Origin of the sequence: Clostridium arbusti SL206 (assembly GCF_000246895.1) — a bacterium.
GTDB classification, from domain to species: domain Bacteria; phylum Bacillota; class Clostridia; order Clostridiales; family Clostridiaceae; genus Clostridium_I; species Clostridium_I arbusti.
The window spans coordinates 1-24,336 of sequence record NZ_BAEV01000060.1; the positions used below are offsets into that span (position 1 = coordinate 1).

At 29.0% G+C, this 24,336-nt stretch carries 20 protein-coding genes and 1 other annotated feature; of the genes, 3 read left to right on the forward strand and 17 right to left on the reverse strand.

Translation table 11 applies throughout. The features are described 5' to 3' along the window. Window positions 1–108: 108 nt before the first annotated feature. On the reverse strand, window positions 109–756 hold the full coding sequence (locus tag RH99_RS11540; RefSeq protein ID WP_010238123.1) for an HD-GYP domain-containing protein: 648 nt from the start codon (window positions 754–756) through the stop codon (window positions 109–111). After that, on the reverse strand, window positions 734–1,045 hold the full coding sequence (locus RH99_RS11545; protein WP_010238125.1) for a DUF2325 domain-containing protein: 312 nt from the start codon (window positions 1,043–1,045) through the stop codon (window positions 734–736). The genes RH99_RS11540 and RH99_RS11545 overlap by 23 nt, the downstream gene beginning before the upstream one ends. A 293-nt stretch (window positions 1,046–1,338) precedes the next feature. After that, window positions 1,339–1,395, forward strand: a sequence feature (sodium ion sensor (DUF1646 type); this cis-regulatory element may regulate processes involved in with the transportation of sodium ions). 45 nt (window positions 1,396–1,440) lie between these two features. Here RH99_RS11545 and RH99_RS11550 point away from each other — a divergent pair. Then, a complete protein-coding gene (locus RH99_RS11550; RefSeq protein WP_010238128.1) occupies window positions 1,441–2,622 on the forward strand; it encodes a cation:proton antiporter in 1,182 nt (393 codons plus the stop codon). Between the two features lie 593 nt (window positions 2,623–3,215). Here RH99_RS11550 and RH99_RS11555 read toward each other — a convergent pair. The 8 genes from RH99_RS11555 to sleB all read right to left on the reverse strand — a co-directional run bounded on the left by RH99_RS11555 (window position 3,216) and on the right by sleB (window position 13,186). Continuing rightward, entirely contained in the window at window positions 3,216–4,466 is a 1,251-nt protein-coding gene (locus tag RH99_RS11555) for an MFS transporter (protein ID WP_010238131.1), read from the reverse strand. Window positions 4,467–4,758: 292 nt separating this feature from the next. Continuing rightward, a complete protein-coding gene (gene gtfA, locus RH99_RS11560; RefSeq protein ID WP_010238134.1) occupies window positions 4,759–6,213 on the reverse strand; it encodes a sucrose phosphorylase in 1,455 nt (484 codons plus the stop codon). Window positions 6,214–6,409: 196 nt separating this feature from the next. Next, complete coding sequence (locus RH99_RS11565) at window positions 6,410–7,432, reverse strand: LacI family DNA-binding transcriptional regulator (RefSeq protein WP_010238136.1); 1,023 nt, start codon at window positions 7,430–7,432, stop codon at window positions 6,410–6,412. Between the two features lie 117 nt (window positions 7,433–7,549). After that, window positions 7,550–9,664, reverse strand: a complete 2,115-nt coding sequence (locus tag RH99_RS11570; RefSeq protein WP_010238138.1) for an alpha-amylase family protein — start codon at window positions 9,662–9,664, stop codon at window positions 7,550–7,552. A gap of 18 nt (window positions 9,665–9,682) precedes the next feature. Next, window positions 9,683–10,327 carry an endonuclease III gene (gene nth, locus RH99_RS11575; protein WP_010238140.1) on the reverse strand — a complete coding sequence of 215 codons (645 nt, stop codon included), beginning with the start codon at window positions 10,325–10,327 and terminating at the stop codon, window positions 9,683–9,685. Window positions 10,328–10,351: 24 nt separating this feature from the next. Further along, window positions 10,352–11,059, reverse strand: coding sequence for a lysophospholipid acyltransferase family protein (locus tag RH99_RS11580; RefSeq protein WP_010238141.1), 708 nt, complete (start codon window positions 11,057–11,059; stop codon window positions 10,352–10,354). Window positions 11,060–11,299: 240 nt separating this feature from the next. Next, the gene (epsC, locus tag RH99_RS11585; protein ID WP_010238143.1) at window positions 11,300–11,857 is read right to left on the reverse strand and encodes a serine O-acetyltransferase EpsC; all 558 of its coding nucleotides are present in this window, start codon (window positions 11,855–11,857) and stop codon (window positions 11,300–11,302) included. A 627-nt stretch (window positions 11,858–12,484) separates the two neighbouring features. Continuing rightward, window positions 12,485–13,186: a spore cortex-lytic enzyme gene (sleB, locus tag RH99_RS11590; RefSeq protein ID WP_010238146.1), complete on the reverse strand. Its 702-nt coding sequence runs from the start codon at window positions 13,184–13,186 to the stop codon at window positions 12,485–12,487. An 852-nt stretch (window positions 13,187–14,038) separates the two neighbouring features. On the opposite strand from sleB, the gene RH99_RS11595 reads away from it, so the two are divergent. Continuing rightward, the gene (locus RH99_RS11595; RefSeq protein ID WP_010238149.1) at window positions 14,039–15,982 is read left to right on the forward strand and encodes a YgiQ family radical SAM protein; all 1,944 of its coding nucleotides are present in this window, start codon (window positions 14,039–14,041) and stop codon (window positions 15,980–15,982) included. A 145-nt stretch (window positions 15,983–16,127) separates the two neighbouring features. Here the strand turns inward: RH99_RS11595 and RH99_RS11600 are convergent, their stop codons facing one another. From RH99_RS11600 to RH99_RS11620, 5 genes are all read right to left on the reverse strand, one after another. Beyond that, window positions 16,128–17,507, reverse strand: a complete 1,380-nt coding sequence (locus tag RH99_RS11600; protein ID WP_010238152.1) for a sensor histidine kinase — start codon at window positions 17,505–17,507, stop codon at window positions 16,128–16,130. Continuing rightward, complete coding sequence (locus RH99_RS11605) at window positions 17,497–18,177, reverse strand: response regulator transcription factor (RefSeq protein WP_010238154.1); 681 nt, start codon at window positions 18,175–18,177, stop codon at window positions 17,497–17,499. The genes RH99_RS11600 and RH99_RS11605 overlap by 11 nt, the downstream gene beginning before the upstream one ends. Window positions 18,178–18,324: 147 nt before the next feature. Then, the gene (locus RH99_RS11610; RefSeq protein WP_010238156.1) at window positions 18,325–18,912 is read right to left on the reverse strand and encodes a phosphatase PAP2 family protein; all 588 of its coding nucleotides are present in this window, start codon (window positions 18,910–18,912) and stop codon (window positions 18,325–18,327) included. A 6-nt stretch (window positions 18,913–18,918) separates the two neighbouring features. Further along, window positions 18,919–19,503, reverse strand: coding sequence for a phosphatase PAP2 family protein (locus RH99_RS11615; RefSeq protein ID WP_010238158.1), 585 nt, complete (start codon window positions 19,501–19,503; stop codon window positions 18,919–18,921). A 213-nt stretch (window positions 19,504–19,716) separates the two neighbouring features. Then, on the reverse strand, window positions 19,717–21,111 hold the full coding sequence (locus RH99_RS11620; protein WP_010238160.1) for an MFS transporter: 1,395 nt from the start codon (window positions 21,109–21,111) through the stop codon (window positions 19,717–19,719). A 222-nt stretch (window positions 21,112–21,333) separates the two neighbouring features. Here RH99_RS11620 and RH99_RS11625 point away from each other — a divergent pair, with 222 nt between their 5' ends. Continuing rightward, window positions 21,334–22,440 carry an MGDG synthase family glycosyltransferase gene (locus tag RH99_RS11625; protein ID WP_010238162.1) on the forward strand — a complete coding sequence of 369 codons (1,107 nt, stop codon included), beginning with the start codon at window positions 21,334–21,336 and terminating at the stop codon, window positions 22,438–22,440. A gap of 39 nt (window positions 22,441–22,479) precedes the next feature. Here the strand turns inward: RH99_RS11625 and RH99_RS11630 are convergent, their stop codons facing one another. Continuing rightward, complete coding sequence (locus tag RH99_RS11630; protein WP_010238164.1) at window positions 22,480–23,019, reverse strand: RNA polymerase sigma factor; 540 nt, start codon at window positions 23,017–23,019, stop codon at window positions 22,480–22,482. A 51-nt stretch (window positions 23,020–23,070) separates the two neighbouring features. Beyond that, window positions 23,071–23,724: a DedA family protein gene (locus RH99_RS11635; RefSeq protein WP_010238166.1), complete on the reverse strand. Its 654-nt coding sequence runs from the start codon at window positions 23,722–23,724 to the stop codon at window positions 23,071–23,073. Window positions 23,725–24,336 lie beyond the last annotated feature (612 nt).

Consider the following 24,336-nt stretch of genomic DNA (forward strand, 5'->3'; position numbering starts at 1 on the left):
ATACCAAATTTTATCATTAGTATTAAAGCTTTTATTTTGAAAAAACTAAAAATATCATATATAAACCTACCATAATTTTAAATTTTAATTTACACTTCTGCTAATTTGTTACCATCTACTTTCTAGCATATTACTATTGATTTTATTGAAATCCATAATTTGTATCATAAAATCTAAATTATCCTCAATATAATCAACTATGTATGGATCAAACATAATACCTTTGTTAATTAATATTTCCTTAATACAAGTTTTAAATTCCATAGATTTTCTATAGGGTCTATTAGATGTCATTGCATCAATTGCATCACATACAGCTATTATTCTAGAACCTAATGGAATATCCGTACTTATTAATCCATTAGGATAACCTTTTCCATCCCACCTTTCATGGTGGTATAATACTATTTTAGCTATATGTCTTAACTTCTTTGACTTACTTAAAATATCATAGCCTATTTTGGGATGCATTTTCATGAATTCCCATTCGTGCGGTAACAATTTTCCCTGTTTATTTAATACCTTATCAGGTACTCCTATTTTTCCAATATCATGAAGATGAGCAGCTATATGAATATTTTCAATATCTACTCCCTTTAATCCAAGTTTCTTAGATACCTCATAGGTCATAAAAGCTACTCTTTCAGAATGTCCTCTTGTATAAATATCTTTAGCTTCAAGAGCTGTTACCAAACTTTCAATAATGTCATGGTACATTTCCTTCTCTCTAGTTCTAAATAATACTTCGCTTATCATTTGATATCTCCTCAATACATCTTTGAATAGTTTTTTCCATACAGGTCCAAGATCTTTTAGTAAAAGCTATTCTTACATCAGTTTTTCTAGACTGTTCTTTTATAGTTTGAGATAACTTATGTCCTACATAATCAACTAAAACTAAAACTAAATCTGTTTTTTCTGGAATCTTTATCTTCTTATCACTTTTCTTCCTTCCAGTAACATGTTCTATGTCCTCAAATCCCTTTTCAGTTAACTTATCCTTTATATTACCAAGTTTATCTCCACCTACTAGTAAAATACTCATAAAAAAATTCCTCCTGATATTTTAATTTTATAACTGTATTCTTATGTTTAATAATTCACATAACGATATTGATTATCATTATCATTTTATTATATATATGACCACTTGTAAATATATTCTTTCCAAATATCCAAAATTTATTAATAAATTTCTTAATTTTAACAATTATTCTATTCTACTGGATAATATTATATAATTATCTCTTAATAGATTTTTTATTATTTTCAGCTTAATTTTCACATTGATTTACTACAATCTTTATGCTATCATATAAATTAATAATTAATATTATCGGTTGGACAAATAATTTATTTGTTTTCAAGAGATTATGACTTTTGGGGTGGAAAGTACAATACTTTCTGCCTTTTTTGCGTTTCATAAAAGGAGGTTTCAAAATGGAACGAATACTATTAAACATTGCCCTAATACTTATATTCACAAAAATTGGAGGTATAATAAGTAAAAAATTTAAAATGCCAGAGGTACTCGGTGCCTTAATTGCAGGTGTAATACTAGGACCAGTAGTATTAAATATTGTACACTATGATGACAATATAAAATTACTGGCTAATATAGGAGTAATCATGCTAATGTTTCTTGCCGGCATTGAGACAGATATGAATGAATTTAAGAAAGCAGGTAAATCAGCCTTTGTCATTGCATTGATGGGAGTTGTACTTCCACTTATTTTAGGTACACTCTCAGCCTATATCTTTTTTGATAACTTCTTAGAAAATATACTTATTGGTGTTATTTTAACGGCAACTAGTGTAAGTATTACTGTAGAAACTCTTAGAGAACTTGGAAAGTTAAATACAAAGGCTGGAATTAATATTCTTGGAGCCGCAGTAATTGATGATATACTAGGCCTAATACTAATATCCGTAGTATTTGCATTGGCACAGGCCCCCACTTCAGGTAATATAAGTTCATCTACTACTTTTACACTTATATTAACATTTATAAAAATAATCTCTTTTTGTGTTATTTCTATTGTTTCAGTACTATATTTACCAAAATTCATAAGCCGATTCAATGATAAAATTAGGCCTGGTAAGATACTTTTAACCTTTTGTATAGCATTCGTACTATTATTAGCCTTTATCGCCGAATCAATAGGTATAGCCGCTATTACTGGTGCCTATGTAGCAGGGCTTATACTCTCATCACTAAAGTATAAGAAGTATTTAGCTAGAAATGTTAATACTATATCATCAGGATTTTTATCTCTTATATTCTTTGCTAGTGTTGGAATTGAGGCAAATTTAAATGGATTAAGTGTTAGAGTTTTATTCATTACCATAGTAATGTTTATAGTTGCAGTAGCAAGTAAAATACTAGGTTGTTACAGTGCAGCTAGACTGCTTAAAATGAAGAAAAGTGAATCCTTACAAATTGGAATTGGTATGATTTCAAGAGGTGAAGTAGCAATTATAACGGCAAACTTATGTCTTCAAAAACATATTATATCAGAAGAAGTATTTCTGCCAACTATAATTGTAGTTATACTGACAACGGTTATAACTCCTATTCTATTAAAAATTGTATTTTCACATAAGGCATATTCAAATAAATAACTAGTCAGTATGCTAGTCTATTTTGAATCCTACTACGTCAACAGAACCCTCAGATAGCTCACTATCCTCAGAACCCGTTTCCTTGTAGACTTCAAAATATCCGTCGCATCTTTGACTTACTATTTATTTTCATATGCCTAAAAGTAGTTATTATAATTTTTAAATTCATATGTATCTTTAAATTAACACTATCAAAATATAATATATAATAATTTTGATAGTGTTAATTTATAATTTAGGCATGTTCAAATAAACAACTAGTCAGTATACTAGTCTATTTTGAATCATACTACGTTAACAGAACCTTCTGATAGCACCACTATCATCAGAACCTGTTTCCTTGTATGATTCAAAATATACGTCGTATCTTTCACTTGTTATTTATTTTCATATGCCTTACTTCATAGTTCTTTTTAAAGAATATTTTCTATTGCATTATTTAATTTTAACCTGACTAACTTGGCGTAAGTCTACCACGCACTCTGTGAATCGCTTTTCTTCAAGGGGGAGTTCAACGCCAAGTAAGCCATGCCATTTGCAGTTCTAAAATTCAGATGGGGTAAAAGAATCCCCACCTGAATTAAGAACTTGCTTCAATTAGCATCACTTATTTCTTTACCCTTAATAATATCGTCACATATAGGGCATTCATCCCTCTTCTTATTTAATAAAGTGAATGCAGCAAAAATTGTGAATATTAAAACTAAAGTACCCATAAATAAATATGTATGTTTAAAGCCAATTCCATCATACATTCTTCCAACTATTGGTGAAAGAATTGTTGTTCCAATTTGAGTTGAAAATTGAAAACCAACTAGATATAATATTGAGGATAAACGAGTGTCAAAATTATCTGCTAAATATTTAAATATGGCAACCAATAAAGTAGCATATTCAAAAGCTTGAACTAATCTAATACCTGCAAGTGGATATGGATTACTGATAATACCGGCAGCCATCATACGACAAGCCATTAGAGCCCCAACTAGAATAAGCCCCCTTTTAGAACCAATTTTATTTACAACAACAGGAGCTAAAAACATCATGCCTGCTTCTAGAAAAACTTGAAGTGAGTTCAAGTAACCAAATACCTGATTACCTACAGCTTTTGTTGGAAATAATGATGCATAATAAACATGAAATTGTTGATCATATATCATATAAAGACATACAGCACCAATCATATAAATCATAAAGAACCAAAAATCTTTTAGTTTAAATAATAATTTAACATCATGAAATGTCATAGAATTAGCACGTTTAACTTCCACATCACTAATATCAATTTTTATAAACATAGTAAGAATAATTAGCACAAAAGCTAAAATTGTTGCCATCCAGAAATTTATGTTAGGATTGATATTAAATAATTTTCCTGATAAAAAAGTAGCACTTGCAGCTCCAACAGATCCCCACATACGTGCACGTCCAAATTCAAAATTATATTTTCTACCAACCTTTTCAATATATGATTCTACACTGGCGCAACCTGCCAAAAAAGCTAGTCCTAGGTAAAAGCCTCCTACTAATGCACCTATAATGAAGTTCCATTTTAGAAGAGGGCCGTATACAAAAACATAAAATGGTCCAGCTAATATAATTAATGCACTAATAAAATATAGAACATATTTTTTTAATCCGATGCGATCAGAAATATATCCATATATAGGTTGAAATATCATAGCAAAGATAGCGTTTACGGAAAATATAACACCTATTTGTGAACCCGTTAAATTAATTTTTTGCCCAAGCCAAATAGCAAAAAAAGAAAAACAAGATGCATATGCAAAGAAAAAAAATAGGAAATACAAACTAAGGCTCCAATATATAGTTCTTTTTTTCATAAAAATCCCTCTTTTCAGATTAATAATTCTGTCTACAAATTTATTGCCTATCCTAATGATTATCAATTATTTTGGAGTTTACATTTATAACTCCAAAATAATTGATATGTTTTAAGGCATGTGAAAATAAATACCAAGTCAAAAATGCGACGTCTATTTTGAATTATACAAGGAAACAGGTTCTGATGATAGTGGTGCTATCAGAAGGTTCTGTTAACGTAGTATAATTCAAAATAGACTAGTATACTGACTTGTTATTTATTTGAAGATGTCTAAGATAGGCAGTAGTATATTAAACTTCTACTAATTCTTTAAACTCTTTACTATCTTGATCAAAATAACTTATAGTAAATTCATGTGTCTTAAGGTTAGCTTTCAAAATTGCTTCAAAAGAATCTTTCTTCCATGATATTTTCAATGATTCTTCATCCTTTGTATCATCGATATAATAATCTCCATTGAAAGCAGGATAGGAATTTCTGAATTCCATAAGCTTTAAGAGTCTCTTCATAACAGGTCTCTTTATGTTTTCTTCAACTTCTTCTTTAGTGTAATAATGACGGTTTATATTTCTTCCTACCTTTGTTTCTTCAAGTAATTCTATATCATTTTCTCCAGCCATAAGTCCTACATAGTAAACTTGTGGTATTCCTGGTGCAAAGAACTGAATAGCTCTTGCTAAAGTATAAGCATCATCATTATTTCCAAGCGCTGAATAATAAGTACAATTAACTTGATATATATCAAGATTATTATAAGCTGTTGTATTATAAATTTTCTTTACATTTGCTCCCTTAGTAAATAAAGCTTCTCTAGTCATTTCAACTTCTTCATCAGTCAAAAGATCTTTTACATCTACAACTCCAATTCCATCATGAGTATCTAGTGTAGTAAACTGCTTTTTAGGAGACATTTTAAGCCACTTTGTAAGATTTTTATTTTCTCCACTGTATAAAGCATGAAGCATAATCATAGGAAGTGCAAAATCGTATATCCAATGACCTTTTTCAGATATTTTCATTTGTATTGAATAGTGTTCATGTATTTCTGGCAATATATCTACATTTAGTGGCTCTAATATTTCTTTTACTTCATCAAGCAGTTCCCAAGTATCAGGTTCTATAAAGAAGCAATTCGTTCCAACTTTTTTAGTGGCATAAGCAAAAGCATCAAGTCTAATTAATGAAGCATTTCTCTTTGCCATATTTGTAAGAGTATCTTTTATAAATTTCTTTGTAACTTCTGATTTTATGTTTAAGTCCACCTGCTCACTATCAAAAGTACACCATACTTTTTCACTGGTTCCATCTTCAAACTCTACATCAATGTAAGGTGCTCTAGGTTTTCTCTTATATATTAAATCTACATCTTCCTTAGATGGCTCACCCTTAGGCCAAAAATCTTTATATCTAATGAAGAAATCTGCATAAGGTGAATTGTCCTTATTCTTTTGAAAATCCTTAAAATATTCAGAACTTCTTGATATGTGATTTATCATAAAATCATACATTAAATAAAAGTTTTCACTTAATTTTTCGATATCTTTCCAATCACCAAAAGCTGAATCTACCTTCTCATAGTTCATTGGTGCAAATCCTCTATCTGCTGATGATGGGAAAAATGGTAGAATATGAACTCCACCCACTGCTTTCTTAAAATTAGTTGTTAAAATATTATTAAGTTCATTTAAATTTTTACCTAAACTATCTGCATAAGTTATAAGCATAATTTTATTTTCAATTGCCATATTTATTTACCTCTTTTCTTTTTTTAGAATTCTATTAATTTATTTTTCTCAGGAAACTGTTTTCCTAATAGATAAGCCTTATTATATTATAAATATAAACACAAAACTACTTTTTTTATTGAATATTATTAATTTCTACATAATTTATATATGCTTCTCTTCCATAAAAATATTAAACATATACTTATTATATAAGCTATATCTTTTTACATGTATTTCTTGGAATAAGTTCATGCTCTATAAAAGTACCTTTCTTTTCATTAGTTAATTGATTATTATTAATACATTTAATTAATTGCTCCATAGCTAAAACTCCAAATTTATGAAAATCTATATTCACAGTAGTTAAAGCTGGCCTAAACCAATGTGAAAAATCTGAATTATCAATCCCCATAACAGAAAAGTCATCAGGCACAGTGTATCCATTATCTAAAATACAGTTAATAGCTCCAATGGCTATTACATCATTAGCACATAAAATAGCTGTAGGATGTTTTTCCTTTTTTAATATTTCTTTCATAGCTTCATAACCACTACGAAAGTCAAAAGAAGCATATTGAATGAAATCTTTATTTTCTTTAATATTCTTTTCTCTTAATGCCCTTTTGTATCCAAGATACCTCTCGCCGCCAGCTGAAGAGTCTTTAATATCTGCTGATATAAATCCTATATTCTCATGTCCTAATCTTAATAAATAATTGACACTATCATAAGCTATTCTTTCATTATTAACATTTACATAGGGTATATTAATACTACTGTTATTTTGTCCCACAATAACAGTTGGTATACACTTTCTATTTTCCTCAAAAAATTTTTTTTGCTCTTCATTAAAACTTACTCCTGAAAGAATAATTCCGTCTACATGTTTTTCCTTCATAATCTTTAAATATTTTAACTCATTATCCTGTTTAAAATCTGTAAAGGACAATAGTACATTATAGCCAAAATCATTTGCAATACCTTCTGCCCCTCTCACAAGATGAGAAAAATTTGTATTAGCTAGTTCTGGAACAATAATACCAATAAGATTTGTTTTACCTGTTACAAAGCTACGTGCTAGAGAATTAGGCTTGAAACCAGTTTCCTCAATAACATTTAATACCTTCATTTTAATTTCTTCACTTACAGGCTTACTATCATTTAAAACCCTAGATACCGTAGATACTGAAACTCCTGCCTTACTTGCTATATCACGAATAGTTAACAGATAAATCACCACTTTATTATTATTATTAATATTGCTTACCTAAAATATTATATATGAAAACAGTTTCAAATTCAAGTATTATTCTCATAAAAATTACTGACCGCATAAACAATGCGGTCAGTGTTTTTATATAATCAAAATTTTCACTTCTCCTGGTTTAAAGTTTAATTTTAAATTTGACTCTTTGTCAAAATCATATATATCATGACTCCACTCATCCGTTGAGTACCCAAGCCAGGCTTTCTTGGATATATTACCACTTTTTTCTCTAACTTTAGTTATATCTACTACAAAAGTTTTATCACTGTTTAAATCCATATTAGCTATTACACAAAATAAATTATTCTTTTCTTTTATCTCGCCATCAATTATCCATCCTAAACCTATATAGGAATTCCTAATATGCTCTGAAGTAATAGGTACAAAATTTTTTGAATCAAGAAAAGTATTCATATACATTTTTCTAAAATAAGACACTTTTGAAAGAGTATCTGGTATATCCCATCTTAATGGATTTGACCAGTGAAGTTGATACTTATCAAAAAAAGCAAGCTTCCCATTATATATATCAGTTTTATCTAATCTATATTTTTCATCTTCTGAACAATCCAGTCCTATATTCATAGGCTGAACTTCATAAATTTCTATTCCAGAATTTATAAATGGAACTGTATTTGGTAAAAACTCATTCATAATAGTTAGCATCTTTGCTAAGGGTTTCCCCCCAACTCTTGCAGCTATTCTAGGAGTATCTGAAGTCTCAGAACACGCATATACAGGTGCCTTATAGAATTTAGTATTATACATAAACTCATGAGTTTTACCTTCTAAAACCCTTGGTTCAAACCACCAACCGGATCCTACAATCATATTATATCCTATTTTTATTGCCATTTCTCCCTGAAATACATTAAGTTCCTCAGCTATAAATGAAAAGTCTTCGTCTTTATTTCTTGCATTATCTATTATACTATGCACTAACTTTTCTGGAAGGGCGTGCCCCATATCAATTCTAGCTCCATCAATACCAAAATTGTTTTGAAAATAAGGTATTATATTTGATATATTATCCCAAAGTTCTTCATTTTTTAAACTACCTTTAAAGAGATTACATTTTATAGTATCAAATAATATATAAGGATTTTCATTTCCCTTTATAAATTTTTGGGACTCTATTGGAGTATCCCAGTAGAATCTAAAATAAGTTATATCTGACCATATGGGCTGAGGATCATTTATACAATCTGAAAAAGCTGGAGCGGTAGTAAGTCCTATCTCCTTTTCAATATACTCTAAAAAATCCATGGATTTGTCATTTGGGTAAAGTTTTTTTAATTTAAACCACTTATAAGCATCAAACTTATCCGGTGAAAGAGTAAATTTCTCTATGTGATCTAAAGTTTCAGCTGCACTATATATTTCATGCAGATTATCCAAAGAAGGTTTTTCTATAGGGTTTATTCCATTTATATAAGGCGGTTTATATCCATTGACATCTTTATACTTTATCCAATAAAACCAGTCTGGATGCTCCATTATTAGATCATTGTCTCTAGCACATGTCCTAGGGATTATGTCTATCATAACTCTTATTCCTACCACATGGCATGCCTCAACGAAGGCTAAAAATTCCTCCTCAACAGTAAACTCATTCCCTGTTATTGTATCCTTAAGTTCAAAATCTAGCTTAAAGAAATTTTTTACCGCATAAGGTGAGCCAAGCTCCCCTTTTTTAAATTTCACACTGTGCTTTGTAATGGGAAGTAAATATACTGTATCTATACCCATTTTCTTTAACAGTGGAATTAAAGCTATAGACTTTATAAAGGTCCCTGTTTCCTTAAATCCATTTTTATTGGAGTCCTCTAAAATGCCACTACCATCATGATCAAAGGAAGTTGAAGTTCTAACGTGCATAGAATAAATCGAGCTCTTTTTTATCCAATCTCCACCCATGTATCCTTTGCCAAACTCATGATTCTCATTGATAATAGATATGGAATTACTATAGTCTATATCTGGATTATAATTTTTCATTATGAAATCTCTTATGCAATGATGATAAAATTTATAAGGATTAACAATAGTTATTCCATTTTCTTTTACATTTTTTTCTTTTCCACTGTAATCAAAACAGTTCCATAACTCTGGTATTGAATATTCTGTATTGTCACCTTTAGGTATATACTTTTCCAATAGTTCCATAAGTTTAACTAATTTACTCTTTGTTGATATACCCATTATAATCCCCTCCCCAATTTAACTGCGGGAAATAAAGTTCTCTTTGTAGTAATTGCAATATTCACTTATAGGACAGATTTCACACTGCGGCTTTCTTGATTTACATATCTGTCTCCCATGCCATATAAGATAATGATGTGCATTACTCCAAAGTTTTTTTGGAATAACTTTTCTAAGCTCTTCCTCTACTTTAAGAGGAGTATCCCCTGAAGCAAAACCTATTCTCTTTGACACTCTAAATACGTGAGTATCCACTGCTATAGCAGGTATATTAAAGGCATTAGACATTACTACATTTGCAGTTTTTCTGCCCACGCCCGGTAGCTTAATAAGATCTTCCATGGCACTTGGCACCTCACTATTATAGTCAAAAAGTAAAGCTCTAGAGGTTGCTAAAATATTTTTACTCTTATTTCTGTAAAAACCACAGGGCTTAATCTTTTCTTGAAGTTCTTCATCTGTTAATTCAACCATCTTTTCAGGAGTATTATATTCACTAAATAGCTTTTCAGTTACAATGTTTACTCTTTTATCTGTACATTGAGCAGATAAAATAGTTGAAATCAACAGTTCATAAGGACTACTAAAATTCAGTGCACATTTTGCATCATTATATACTTCACTTAAAATTTTTAAAGTATTATCAATATCTTTCTTTTTCAATTTATCACCAGCTCTTATTTATAGTTAATCTTTATATACTCCTCTGTATTCTTCTGGCAAAAGTTCAGCAATTTTCTTCATAGCTGAATCTGTAGTTCTTTCTTCGTATTCTTTTCTTTCTTCATCTTTATTTCTTTTCTCTAAATAAAAAGGCTTTCCTATTTTTATATGTATATCAGCCTTATGAAAAGTTTCATTATTCATATCAGAAGTTTTACCTATTGGAAGAAGTTTTTCCGGACCATACATTCCTATTGGCACAATCTTAGCCTTACTAAGTTTTGCAATTAAATTAAGACCTCTTTTAGCCTTAATCATTTCACCAACTCTACTTCTAGTTCCCTCTGGAAACATTAATATATTTTCCCCACTCTTAAGTAGTTTTATTATGTTAGATATTCCCTCTTTGTCTGCTGTATTTGGTATTATAGTAGTATTTTTTACAGCTATTGTACCTAAATAAGTTAACGCATCTCCCTTTAATTTAGCCCCTGCTACAAAGGTTGGATCCCATTTTTTCATAACCTTCCATAAAATAATTCCATCAGAATTGCTTAAATGATTTCCTATAAAAAGTATTGGTCCATCTATACCCTCTAAATTTTCCATTCCTGATACATGTAGTTTCGCATATTTGTCTATAAGATGAGACAAAAACTTAATGGCAAAAATTCTAACTACACTAGTAGGAAGAAGTTCTATTATTCCTAGTACTTTTGGAGAAATAATCACGTAAATCCCGCCTTTCAAATTAATAAATTATATATAATTTCACATACTATATTATTCTATTATAATTTATTAAAATTTAAAAGTCTATTATAGTATTCCTTTACATAGAGTGACTTTATATACATATTATTGCTTACAAGCATATATTACTTTATCATATTGTTTATATATAAAAAAAACTGCCTTTTTATAAGCAGCAATTTTATTTTAATATTAAAACTCTAAGTGAAATTTCATTAATTATTGAATATAGTCCTTCATATCAATTATATTTTTTTCTTCACTCCTGGGAGGTATTATTCTTGCCGGTACTCCAACTGCTGTACAATTATCAGGTATATCCTTTAGTACCACAGCATTAGCCCCTACCTTAACATTATTTCCAATATTCACAGGGCCTAATACCTTTGCCCCACTTCCTATAAAAACATTGTTTCCAACAGTAGGATGTCTTTTACCAGTATGCTTACCTGTTCCGCCCAAGGTAACCCCATGATATATTACCACGTTGTCTCCTACTTCAGCTGTTTCTCCAATTACTACTCCCATTCCATGGTCTATAAAAAGTCCTCTTCCTATCTTTGCCCCTGGATGAATTTCTATTCCTGTAAAGAATCTTGCTAGCTGGGAAATCAATCTAGCTATAAAGAAAAACTTTGCCTTATAGAAAAAATGGGACACTCTACTCCATAATATTGCATGTACACATGGATAGAGCAAAAATACTTCCACTCTATTTCGTGCAGCAGGATCATTTTCCATTATTTTGTCTAAATCGTATTTTAGGTTATTGAACATACAAACTCTCACCTCAATAAATATATAAATTTATTTTCATACACCTTTATAAAACCTTTATAAAACAAAAAAACTCCACCTCATTATAGAGACAAAGTCAATAGCCTGTTATCCACTCTAAAAGCTACATATTCAAGCACACATATGCTCTAAAGCTATAACGGGCTTTCCCGTTGTCCTTTACTAAAATTCAAAGACACTATTCCAAAGGGCACTTCTCTTAAACTTCCTTTAAGAACCTTTCCAGCTTCCAGTTCTCTCTCTATAAATTCCATTTAAAATACTTTCCTTTTTCAACATATTTCCAAGTGTTTGAGTATGTTTTTATATACTTTATTATATTCTATAATTAATTTTTGTCAACTCTATTTTGCAAAGAAATGAATTTTTATGCACATATAAGGCATGTGAAAATAAATAACAAGTAAAAGATGCGACGTATATTTTGAATTATACAAGGAAACAGGTTCTGATGATAGTGGTGCTATCAGAAGGTTCTGTTAACGTAGTATAATTCATAATAGACTAGTATACTGACTAGTTATTTATTTGAAGATGCCTAAGTAAAATAATAAATCTAAGCTCAGTAGAAATATAAATTCTACTGAGCTTAGATTATTAAATACATTAACTACAAAATCTATGTGTTCCAATAATTTTAATTAATGGTCTGGACCATATCCATTTGCTTGTAGCCTTAGCTGGATTAAAATAATAAACTGCTCCACCAGAAGGATCCCAACCATTTAACGCATCCCTTGCAGCATTGATAGAATTTTGTTCTAGCTGCGCATTAATTTGGCCGTCTACAGTTGCTGTGAAAGCACGTGGCTCATATATTACTCCAGCAATACTTGAAGGAAATCTGGAATCTCTTGTTCTATTTAAAACTACTGCGCCTACTGCCACTTGACCTTCATAAGGCTCTCCTCTTGCCTCACCATTGATTAACCTGGCAAGAAGCATTAAATCCTGACTATTACTTGAATACTGTGAATTATTAGATTGAGATGGATTATTAATACCTAATGCACCTAATGTGCTATCTCCTGCTATTCCATCTGCTGTTAGTCCATTTTTACCTTGAAAATCTTTTACAGATAAATAGGTATCATAACCAAACTTTCCATCCACACTACCTTTATAATATCCCCAATTTTTTAATTTAGTCTGAATCTGTGTTACCGCATCTCCCTTTGATCCATACTTATATGCTATGGCACTAACAGCATTAGAATAATTTGAAAACATAATTGATGTTCCAAAATATGTAACTAACAATACTGCTATTATAGTGAAAGCTATTCTCTTATTCTTAACATTACCCATAAAAGTAACCTCTTAGTTAAAACCTAAATAACTCAATATTTAATTATTAAAATTAAAAAAATACTATATAAATATTTCAATGAAAAATATTAAATAAGTTCTACTAAGAGTACACCTCCCTTTATTATAAATTTTAATAATGTTTAATTTACCTATATAAGCGATAACTCTATTTTTTACTTAAATATAAAAAAAAATACTTTTATTTTAGAGAAAATTTTTAAATTCTCCTATAATAGACATATTTAAAGAAATCTATTAAACATATATTTTTCTTAATATCTATTTGCAACTATTTATTGAATAAAAACGCCCCCTTATACTAAGAACTCTGTTTATATTTCTTCAGCATTATGTTAATATTATTAATTGATTCACTTTAGGCATGTGAAAATAAATAATAAGTCAAAGATGCGACGTATATTTTAAATTATACAAGGAAACAGGTTCCGATGATAGTGGTGCTATCAGAAGGTTCTGTTAACGTAGTATAATTCAAAATAGACTAGTATACTGACTTGTTATTTATTTGAAGATGCCTTATATAAAAGATTTAAGGCATATGAAAATAAATAGTAAGTCAAAGATGCGACGTATATTTTGAAGTCTACAAGGAAACAGGTTCTGAGGATAGTGAGCTATCTGAGGGTTCTGTTGACGCACTAGCATACTGACTAGTTATTTATTTGAATGTGACTAATTATTATCAATAGTATTTACAATTACAAAAGTATTTATTAAATTTAAAGGATAAATTTTATAACTTAATTTCATAGAAACTAATGTTTTACCATTTAAAATTTACTTATAATTTAACTTTAGGTACTTAAAATAAATTTAGGAGAAAAATTGATGAAAGAAAATGATGAATTTTTACCCATATGTAAAAAAGATTTAATAGATAGAAATATAGATCAACTCGATTTTATAATAGTAACTGGAGATGCCTATGTTGACCATCCTTCCTTTGGCAGTGCCATAATTGGTAGAGTTCTAGAAAGTGAAGGCTTCACTGCTGGCATAATAGCTCAGCCTGATTGGAAAAATGCCAAGGATTTTATGAAACTTGGAAAACCTAAATATGCCTTTTTTATAAACTCTGGGAATATAGATTCCATGGTTAATCACTACACCGCTGCAAAGAAAAAAAGGCACGATGACTTCTATTCTCCTGGTGGTGAGGGTGGCCACAGACCAGATAGAGCACTTATAGTATATTGTAATAGAGCTCGTGAAGCTTACAAAGATGTTCCTATAGTAATAGGTGGGATTGAAGCAAGTCTCAGAAGATTTGCTCATTATGATTACTGGGAAGATAAGGTTAGAAGAAGTATACTTATTGATTCCAAGGCAGATTTATTGGCCTATGGAATGGGAGAAAAGACCACTGCACAAATAGCTAACCTTTGTAAATACGGCATGAATATAAAAGACATGAATGACATACGTGGTACAGAATATATAGCTTCAGATATAAGTAATTTAAGAGATTACGTAGAAACACCTTCTTATGAAGAAGTTTCTTCAAATAAAAAGGATTATGCAAAAGCATATAAACTTCAATCTATAGAACAAGATACCTTTAGAGGGAAAACTCTAGTTCAAAAGCATGGTGACAGATATATAGTTCAAAATCCACCACAATATCCTTTATCTGAAGAAGAAATGGATATTGTCTACAATCTTCCTTATACTAGAACCTATCATCCAAGCTATGAGGACAAAGGTGGTATACCTGCTCTTACAGAGGTTAAATTTTCAATTACCAGTCATAGAGGATGCTTCGGTGGATGTTCTTTTTGTGCTTTAACTTTTCACCAGGGTAGAACCATTCAACATAGAAGTCAAGATTCTATTATTGAAGAAGCTAAAACTATGACAAACTATTATGATTTTAAAGGCTATATTCATGATGTGGGAGGTCCTACTGCTAACTTTAGACATGTATCCTGTAAAGAACAACTTCAACGAGGCGTATGCAAAACTAAGCAATGTCTTTTTCCAACACCTTGCAAAAACTTAAAAATAGATCACACTGAATATCTTAGCCTCTTAAGAAAGCTCAGAGAACTGCCAAAAGTAAAAAAGGTATTCATACGTTCTGGCATTAGATACGATTATCTTATACATGATAAAAACACAAAATTCTTTGAGGAACTGTGTAAATATCATGTAAGTGGTCAGCTAAAAGTAGCCCCCGAACATATAAGCGATAAGGTTTTGAAAAAGATGGGAAAACCAGGTAGAAGCGTTTATGATAGATTTGTAAAAAAATACTTTGATATAAATAAACAGCTAGGAATGAAACAGTATCTCGTACCTTATCTTATGTCCAGTCACCCTGGTAGTGATTTAAATGCAGCTATAGAACTCGCTATATATATAAAGGAAATGAAATATATTCCTGAACAAGTACAGGATTTCTACCCAACACCTGGAAGCTTTTCTACTACTATGTATTATACAGAAATAGATCCTTTTACAGAAGAAAAGGTCTATGTTCCCAAAACTCAACATGAGAAAAACATGCAAAGAGCCCTTTTACAATTTACTAAACCAGAAAATTATAGAATTGTTAAAGAGGCGTTAATTAAGGCTCATAGAGAAGATTTAATAGGTGGAGGTCCTAATTGTCTTATACCATCTTCTCCAAGAGTAAGATTTAGTAAATCATCTAAATCCAAGAATAAAACTTCTAAAACTCCAAATACTGAGACAAAAAATTCTTTTAAAGATACACACAGTAGAAAAGAACACAAAAACAATTTAAAGAATCATAAATCAAGAAATAAATAGAAACAATGTTGAATAGCTGTACTTAATACGCGCTTAAACTCATATTAAGTACAGCTATTCCCATATTATCTTCATTTACATATTGATTTTATAACTAACTATAAGGTGCTAAATTGTTTATATAATACTTTTAAAAGTACAATTCTTACTTTTCCATATTGAGTCTAATAATTATACTTGTTCCTTTTCCCTCTTTACTAAATACTTCTACACTTCCATTATGCTTATCAACAATCCATTTAGCAATAGAAAGACCTAAACCTGTTCCACCTTTTTCTTTGGATCTAGATTTATCCACAGTATAAAATCTATCAAATATGTTCTTTATCTCTTCTTTTGGTATTCCAATACCTGTATCACTTACTGTTATTTTTAAACTCTTTTCAATAACTATAGAATTTATAATTATGTTTCCATTTTCAGGTGTAAATTTAATGCTATTATCAATAAATATTCTAAGCATTTGTTTCATCATTTTATAGTCTGCAAAAATAGTTACAGAATCATTTTTTTCACTAAATATGTTGTGATTCTCATCTATAAGCTTACTTTCCGTTATAATCTCATCTATTAAACTATTAATATTAAATTTAGTTTTATCTAATCTTTGCACTCCACTATCACCTTTAGCAAGAAAAAGTAACTTTTCTATCATCTTAGCCATAGTAGCCGCTTCAAATTTAATGGCATAAATTGATTTTTCTAAAGCCTTTCTATCATCTTTACCCCATCTATCAAGTAGATTTGCATATCCATTAATTACTGCAATAGGCGTTCTTAATTCGTGAGATGCATCTGATACAAACTGTGTCTGCCTGCTAAAGGAATCCTGAAGTCCATTTATCATATTATTAAGAGTACTAGCAAGCCTTTTAAGCTCATCATCAGGGCCGCACATATCTATTCTTTCATTCAAATTATTTATACTTATATTTTCAGCAGTTTTAGTAATGTTATCAATAGGCTTAAGCATTTTTTTACTTATGAAGTATCCAAGAATAATTGAAGAAATAACACCTATAAAATCTGATATTGCCATGAGAAAAAATAATATATTCATAAAATCATATTCTCTATCCATATCTTTAATTATTTGTAAATTTGTAATACCATAATTATTATTTTGAATTTTTACATTTTCATAGACTAAATGCCTATCTTGTTTTTCAATATGTTTTATTCCACCATAATCTTCACTAATCTTTATATTATGGTAATACTTTTCAGGGATATTCACTATTTCTCCATTTTTTTCTGTAAGCTTTATGTAGACATTCTCCTTAGATGGTAAGTTCATTAATATTTTCTTATATAGTATGTTACTATTTTCTTTTTCACTTATTATGTCATTTAAAACTATATTTTTTACATCAGATACTTGCTTATTAGCCTGAGAATAAAAATAATGTTTTATACCATATAGGACAGAAGCATTTAATATAAGTAATATAAAAGAAAACATAAAAGCATAAATTATAGTTAATTTAACAGAAATTTTAGCCCTTCTAATAATATTAATTCTCATTAATTACATATCCTACCCCTCTAACAGTAGTAATCAGCTTATCTTGAAAATCATCATCTATTTTGCTTCTTAAGTACCTTATAAAAACATCTACCACATTTGTATCACCGTCGTAATCATAACCCCATATTTTTTCAATTAATTGTTCTCTTGTAAGAACTATATTTTTATTTATAAGCAAAGTCTCTAATAGGTCATACTCTTTCTTTGTTAAATCAATTTTTTTACCATTCCTTAATACTTGGTGTGTGCTATTATTTATTATTATATCTCTAAATTTTATTTCATCATATTTACAGATTGATATGTTGTTCCTCTCTATTACTCTTATTCTAGCTAATAATTCCTCTATGGCAAAAGGCTTTGTCATATAATCATTAGCCCCAATATCAAGCCCATTAACTTTATCACTTATGTCACTTTTAGCTGTAAGCATTATAATAGGTATATTGTAATACTGTCTTATTTCTCTACAAACTTCTATCCCATTTAAACCGGGAAGCATTATATCAAGAAGAATCAAATCATATTTATTTTCTTCTATTTTTTTTAGTGCATCTATGCCATTATGAGATACATCAGCGTCATACCCCTCATGCTTTAACTCCATTTCAATAAACATAGCCATCTGCTTTTCATCTTCTACTATAAGTATTTTCAGATTTTCCATACTTACCCTCTTCCTACCCTAGACATTCATTCAACTATTATAGATGCTATTTATATCATCTAATAACAGAACTACCTTTCTAGACATTATCTACTAAAATTCAATAGTAACAAAAACTTATACTATATAAACATTCTAATCATAATATTAAATCTTATTATATAATTTTCTAATCCCTAAGATTACAGCTATTTTCTTTTCAACTATTTCATATATACTTCCAATCCTACTTCTTAACTTAACATTATATATATAATTTGTTATAAATACAATTATATATGCTCCTATAACATCCATAGGATAATGATGTCCAACATATATTCTTGAGAAACCTACAATTATTGATAACACAGTTAATGTTATACTCAATAGATTATTGTATTTGCTAAGTCCTAATGCTATACTCATAGTTCCCATTGCATGATCACTTGGAAAAGACGCATCTTTTATATGAGGAAATAATAGATTTACTTTATTATTGACAAAAGGCCTATTTGTGTAGTATATATTCCCAATTATAAAACTTAAAATCAAATTAATTACCGAAATAAAAAATGTATTAACTGCCATCTTTCTATAATCTAAATTTCTTGACATAATACCTGAAATAAATACCATTGCCACAACTATCATAAATATATATGGTACATATTTTGAGAAGAAAATCATTATAGTATCTAAAATCATGTTTTTATTTGCTAAATTATTTATCAGTCTAAAAATTTCCATATTCATTTTTAATTATCCTCTCATTAATATATTTTTGTATATCCTATAAATATTTTGTATAGAAACTTCATTTAAAATTATAAATACTAATTTTGAACATATTATTCCAATTATAATTCCACCTATAACATCTGTAGGATAGTGAACATATAAGTACAATCTTGATAATGCTATTAGAAATGCCATTGTCATAAATATTATTTTATACTCACTGAAGTACATTGATAGTACCCATGCAACAGCAAAAGAAGAACTAGTATGCCCAGAAGGAAAAGAATAAGATATTGGCTTTGAAATTAAAAGGTTAATATTACTTTTATCATTACATGGTCTAACTCTCCTTACTATATGTTTCACTATGCCTTCTCCAATAATTGTACTTATAATTAATGTTAGTATTACTATACCCCCAATTCTCTTATAGGGTTTATCTAACATCAAGGTAACTGCCACAATAATCCAAACAATGCCCAAGTTACCCATTACAGTTACTATAGGCATTAATCTATCTAGATATCTATTTTTTAAATATTTTTTAATAGCATATAAAATATAATTATCAAATATGTTTATTCTATTTAAAATATTCAAATACATATTTACTCACCTCTTTCCCTTAGATAACTGAAAAAAATACCAAATCAAAAATACAGTATACTGATTGCTTATTTCTTTAAGGATATCGATTTACACAAGTTAACTTTTCTTATATTATCTATATTGGAGATTAAAATTAGATTAAAAATATTTTTATTATTAAAATATTTTTAAGATTTCCCTTAAAAATATTTTTTCAAAGATAGGTACATATCAATTGACTTTTGCCCTTTTATACAATGTTTTCTTTACTTCTTTTATGTCTTCAATATTTGTTTTTGCTATTTTTAAATAGCATGCAGCTGCTGGAATCAAAAACACCTGAAATAATATCATAGTTATAACATAGTTATTGGGTTCACTTTTATATATTGAGATAAAGGATATCAAGTATCCTATACCCATATTCCCAACAGTTCTACCAAAGCTATTTGCAAGGTTTGATATACTAAAAGCTGCACCTCTATGTTCTGGAAGATTTACATCAGTTATTAGGGCTAACCAATTTGGAGTATTGCAAGATTGTGCAGCACTTGCAAAAAAAGCCAGTATAAATATTCCCAGCATCCATGGATTTATAAATATTTCTCTTAGAAGGCTTATTAATATGGAGTAAGTACTACTATTGTCAATATAAAGTTTATTCATTGGCATCATAAACATAATTATATATAGTGGCATAGTTATAAATACAAAAAATGAAGTCATTAGGGCCCTTCCCTTGTAACTTTTTCTTTGAAATAAATCTCCTAAATATCCAAAACCAGCTGATGCTAAACCACCTAACTGCAATATGGCATATAGATACCCAGCGGCTATAATAGCTGTCTTATTATCATAGCCTTGATTTTGAATCTTTGAAATATATAGAGTGGGAAGCCATATAAGACTTCCTGTAGTAATATTCATGAAAACACCTTGGAATAACAACAATAGGTTGGTTTTTTTTAATATTATGCTTTTAATTTCATTTAATTGTATAGTATAGTTATACTCATTTCCTTCATTCACAAGCTTTTTTAATTCAGGTTCAGCCCCTCCTAAAGTAGGCTCTTTTATAAAAATATATAAAATAGTTAAGAATAATCCTATGAAGCTTACAATTTCAAATGGTTTTCTCCAACTGCTTGAAGTAACAATAATTGATGCCATTAATGAACCCAATATACCACCAAATCCCTGTGACATTCCCCAAAGACTGAGAAGCATTCCACGATATTTATAAGGTATAAAATCTGTAAGCACACTAAAACCAATTGATGCTATACATCCAAGCCCTATACCTGTAAAAAATTGTGATATTACAAGTTCTAAATAGTTATCACTTCTAGAAGTGAAAAACACGGCTATAGACCAAATAATGGTACCAAACATAATAAGTCTCTTCCTATTGTACTTTCCAGCTGCATATCCCCATAATATAGATGATACTGCTGTAACAAGTATATTTATGGCAGATACATCTCCCAATGAATACATAGTGATATTCAAATCTTTAGCTATTGAAGAAAATAGTGGGGGAAATAATCCAATTATAATATTATCAAAAGCTGCTAAAGCCACAAATACAAACACGGTATATATGATTCTAATATTATTTTTATTCATAAACTAAAAATCACTCCTCAAATTATATCTTACTGTGCCTATTAAATTTACTAAATATATATTGCTGAAAAAAAATCTTTATTTACTGTTAATATTTAATATAAATTTGTTAACAATAAATTTGTTAACAATAAATTTACTTATAAAATTGCAACACTCAGGCTTAATTATTCGTGTAATAACAAGAGTAAAAAACTATTATTTAACTTCAGAGGTGAACATATGATTAAAAATATATTAATTATTTCTTCTAATTACACCGGCAACGGTCATAAAAGTATATCAGAAGCTTTATGTGAACAATTCGCTGTATATCCTGATATAAAAGTAACTGTAGTAGACGGTTTTTCCCTAGGTGGTGATTCTCTACTTAAAGTTGGTAAATCCTATGGTACAATTACTAGAAATGCCAAAGGCTTATGGCAACTAATATGGGATTTGTCATCAATTAAGCCATCGATAATAGATGAATTAATTGAATTAACTATAGCTGATAGATTTATAGACCTATTTAAAAATATAAATCCAGATTTAATATTATCCCTACACCCTAATTTTAATGGATCTATAATAAATATTATGGAAAAAAACAAAATAAAAATTCCCTTTATAACTTTTATTGCAGATCTTGTAAGTATTTATCCGCTTTGGGCTGACAAAAGAGCTGATTATATAATCAGTCCAACTATTGAGGCTATGGAAAAATGTATAGAATTTGGAGTTCCAAAAACAAAGGTTAAAGTTTTAGGTTTCCCTGTACGCTCAAGATTCTATAAAAATACCAACGCGATAAATAAGCATAATAACTATAATAAAAATACCACTTTAAAGTTCCTATTACTTGGCGGCGGAGATGGTGTTGGTAATATGAGTAAAATTTCAGATATTCTACTTAGTAATTTTAATTGCAATGTCAGTATAGTTACAGGTCATAATTCATCTTTAAAAAAGAAACTTGAAAAATCCTTACTAGAAAAATATGATAACAAAGTTCATATTTATGGTTTTATAGAGAATATTGAGGAACTTATGATAGACTCTGATATAGCCTTTACCAGAGGTAGCCCAAATGTAATGATGGAGGCCATTGCCTGTAATGTACCTATGATTATAACTGGAGCCCTACCAGGTCAAGAGGAAGGAAATCCCAATTACATTAAAAAATACAATATAGGCGTAGTCTGTAAGAATGTCAGAAGGCTAAAATCTACTATTGATGAATTACTTTCATGTAATGCATCTAAATTAATAGAAATCAAAAAATGTCAAAAGAATTATAGTAGTCCTAATATTGCAAAAAATATAGTTGATTTTATAGTTCAATTATAAGATAAAATGGTCTAAAATCATTATTTTGGACCATTTTATCTATGCAATACTTTCATCTTTAAAGCATCTTCTCAATTTACATATACCATTATGTATTCTACTTTTAATTGTTCCAGTTTCCACATTTAGTATTTCGCTAATTTCTTTAATTGTAAAACCCTGAAGATATTTCATTGAAATCACAATTTTCTGGTTTTCAGGTAACTTATTCAAACTCCTAACTACTTCCTTTAAATAAATATTATTTATAATAGTGTCCTCTATTCTCTCCCCTATAATATTATCTTCAATAGAAACTTCGTACATAAATTGCTTATGCTTTTTCAAATAATCCAAGTAACAATTTTTAGAAATAGTAATTATATATGAAGAAAATTTACCTTTTCCTGCTATATCAAACTTTTTTATATTATTTATTATCTTTATTAGTACTTCTTGTTTTAGATCTTCTGCCAAAAAACTATCCTTACTAATTTTTAAAAGATATTTATAAATATATAAATTATACTTTGACAAAAGTTCCTGAAAAGCGCTTTTATCTCCATTCTTACATCTTTCTATCAATTCATTGTCTTCCATATGTATCAGCCCCTAATTTTCTCATTAAAATACTATGCGATATAATCTTCATTATTTTTTAATATTACCAGTATTATTTTCCTTTTTCTTTTCATTAAAAAATGCGATAATAGCTGGAACAAATGATATTATCATAATTGCAATAAGTATATAATGAAAATTATTTTTTACTATAGGTAAACTTCCAAATAGATAACCACCACCTAAAAATAATAAAACCCATAAAAATCCACCCATCATGTTATAAATTATAAACTTTGAATATGGCATTTCTCCTAAACCTGCTACAAATGGCACAAAAGTTCTTATTATAGGAATAAATCTTCCTAATGCTATGGTCATTAAACCATGCTTTTCATAGAACCTATGTGCTTTCTTTAAATATTCTTTATTAACATATTTAATATCTTCTTTGTTTAATATTTTAGTTCCAATTTTTTTTCCTATATGATAGTTAACTGTATCGCCAATTACAGCAGCTATATAGAATATAATAAACAGTGTTATTATTCCAATTGATCCACTAGAAGCAATTGCTCCTATTGCAAATAAGATAGAATCTCCTGGTAAAAATGGAGTAACGACCAATCCCGTCTCACAGAATATAATTAAAAATACAATAGCATATGTCCAAGCACCATAATTTTGAATCATTACATTTAAATATTTATCAAAATGTAATAATAAGTTTATTAAGTTATTCATTGTCTTTCCCTCTATTCATATTATTTTAACCTGACTAACTTGGTGTAAGTCTCCCACGCACTCTGTGAAAGCGATTCACACAAAATCAAAAAAAAGATTTTGGTTCTCTGCTTGCACTCTGCGAAAGCGATTCACACAAAATCAAAAAAAAGATTTTGGTTCTCTGCTTTTCTTAAAGTGGGAGTCCAACGCCAAGTAAGCCATGCATTCGCAGTTCTAAAATTCAGATGGGGTAAAAGAATCCCCACCTAAATTAAGAACTTGCTTCAATTGAACTCTATAATATATAAATCAAAATTCAACTATTATTCTATTATCCTTGAGGAAGATTAAAATTGAATTAAAAACAAGAAATATTTTATTAAATTTTTATTAAATAAGATATAAAAACCTAATATAAAATGATTTAAAACAATATTAACAATATAGTTACTCAGTTCTCAGCAAACTTTAAGTAAGACTTAATATTTTATTAATATAAGAGATGTATAGTCTTATATATAATATATTTTTTATAATAAATAGAAATAGGAGAATTGATACTATGTAAAAGAATACCTATGATACAAATATTTAGAGTTTTTGTTCAAATTATTTTTTTATTTTTACTTC

Coding starts and splice junctions, on each gene's coding strand:
- epsC (WP_010238143.1), bottom strand. CDS start 11,857: ATGTTCAATAACCTAAAATACGATTTAGACAAAATAATGGAAAATGAT.
- RH99_RS11620 (WP_010238160.1), bottom strand. CDS start 21,111: ATGAATAAAAATAATATTAGAATCATATATACCGTGTTTGTATTTGTG.
- RH99_RS11630 (WP_010238164.1), bottom strand. CDS start 23,019: ATGGAAGACAATGAATTGATAGAAAGATGTAAGAATGGAGATAAAAGC.
- RH99_RS11625 (WP_010238162.1), top strand. CDS start 21,334: ATGATTAAAAATATATTAATTATTTCTTCTAATTACACCGGCAACGGT.
- RH99_RS11570 (WP_010238138.1), bottom strand. CDS start 9,664: ATGGGTATATCAACAAAGAGTAAATTAGTTAAACTTATGGAACTATTG.
- RH99_RS11605 (WP_010238154.1), bottom strand. CDS start 18,177: ATGGAAAATCTGAAAATACTTATAGTAGAAGATGAAAAGCAGATGGCT.
- RH99_RS11540 (WP_010238123.1), bottom strand. CDS start 756: ATGATAAGCGAAGTATTATTTAGAACTAGAGAGAAGGAAATGTACCAT.
- gtfA (WP_010238134.1), bottom strand. CDS start 6,213: ATGGCAATTGAAAATAAAATTATGCTTATAACTTATGCAGATAGTTTA.
- RH99_RS11615 (WP_010238158.1), bottom strand. CDS start 19,503: ATGTATTTGAATATTTTAAATAGAATAAACATATTTGATAATTATATT.
- RH99_RS11610 (WP_010238156.1), bottom strand. CDS start 18,912: ATGAATATGGAAATTTTTAGACTGATAAATAATTTAGCAAATAAAAAC.
- sleB (WP_010238146.1), bottom strand. CDS start 13,186: ATGGGTAATGTTAAGAATAAGAGAATAGCTTTCACTATAATAGCAGTA.
- RH99_RS11545 (WP_010238125.1), bottom strand. CDS start 1,045: ATGAGTATTTTACTAGTAGGTGGAGATAAACTTGGTAATATAAAGGAT.
- RH99_RS11555 (WP_010238131.1), bottom strand. CDS start 4,466: ATGAAAAAAAGAACTATATATTGGAGCCTTAGTTTGTATTTCCTATTT.
- RH99_RS11550 (WP_010238128.1), top strand. CDS start 1,441: ATGGAACGAATACTATTAAACATTGCCCTAATACTTATATTCACAAAA.
- RH99_RS11635 (WP_010238166.1), bottom strand. CDS start 23,724: ATGAATAACTTAATAAACTTATTATTACATTTTGATAAATATTTAAAT.
- RH99_RS11595 (WP_010238149.1), top strand. CDS start 14,039: ATGAAAGAAAATGATGAATTTTTACCCATATGTAAAAAAGATTTAATA.
- RH99_RS11600 (WP_010238152.1), bottom strand. CDS start 17,507: ATGAGAATTAATATTATTAGAAGGGCTAAAATTTCTGTTAAATTAACT.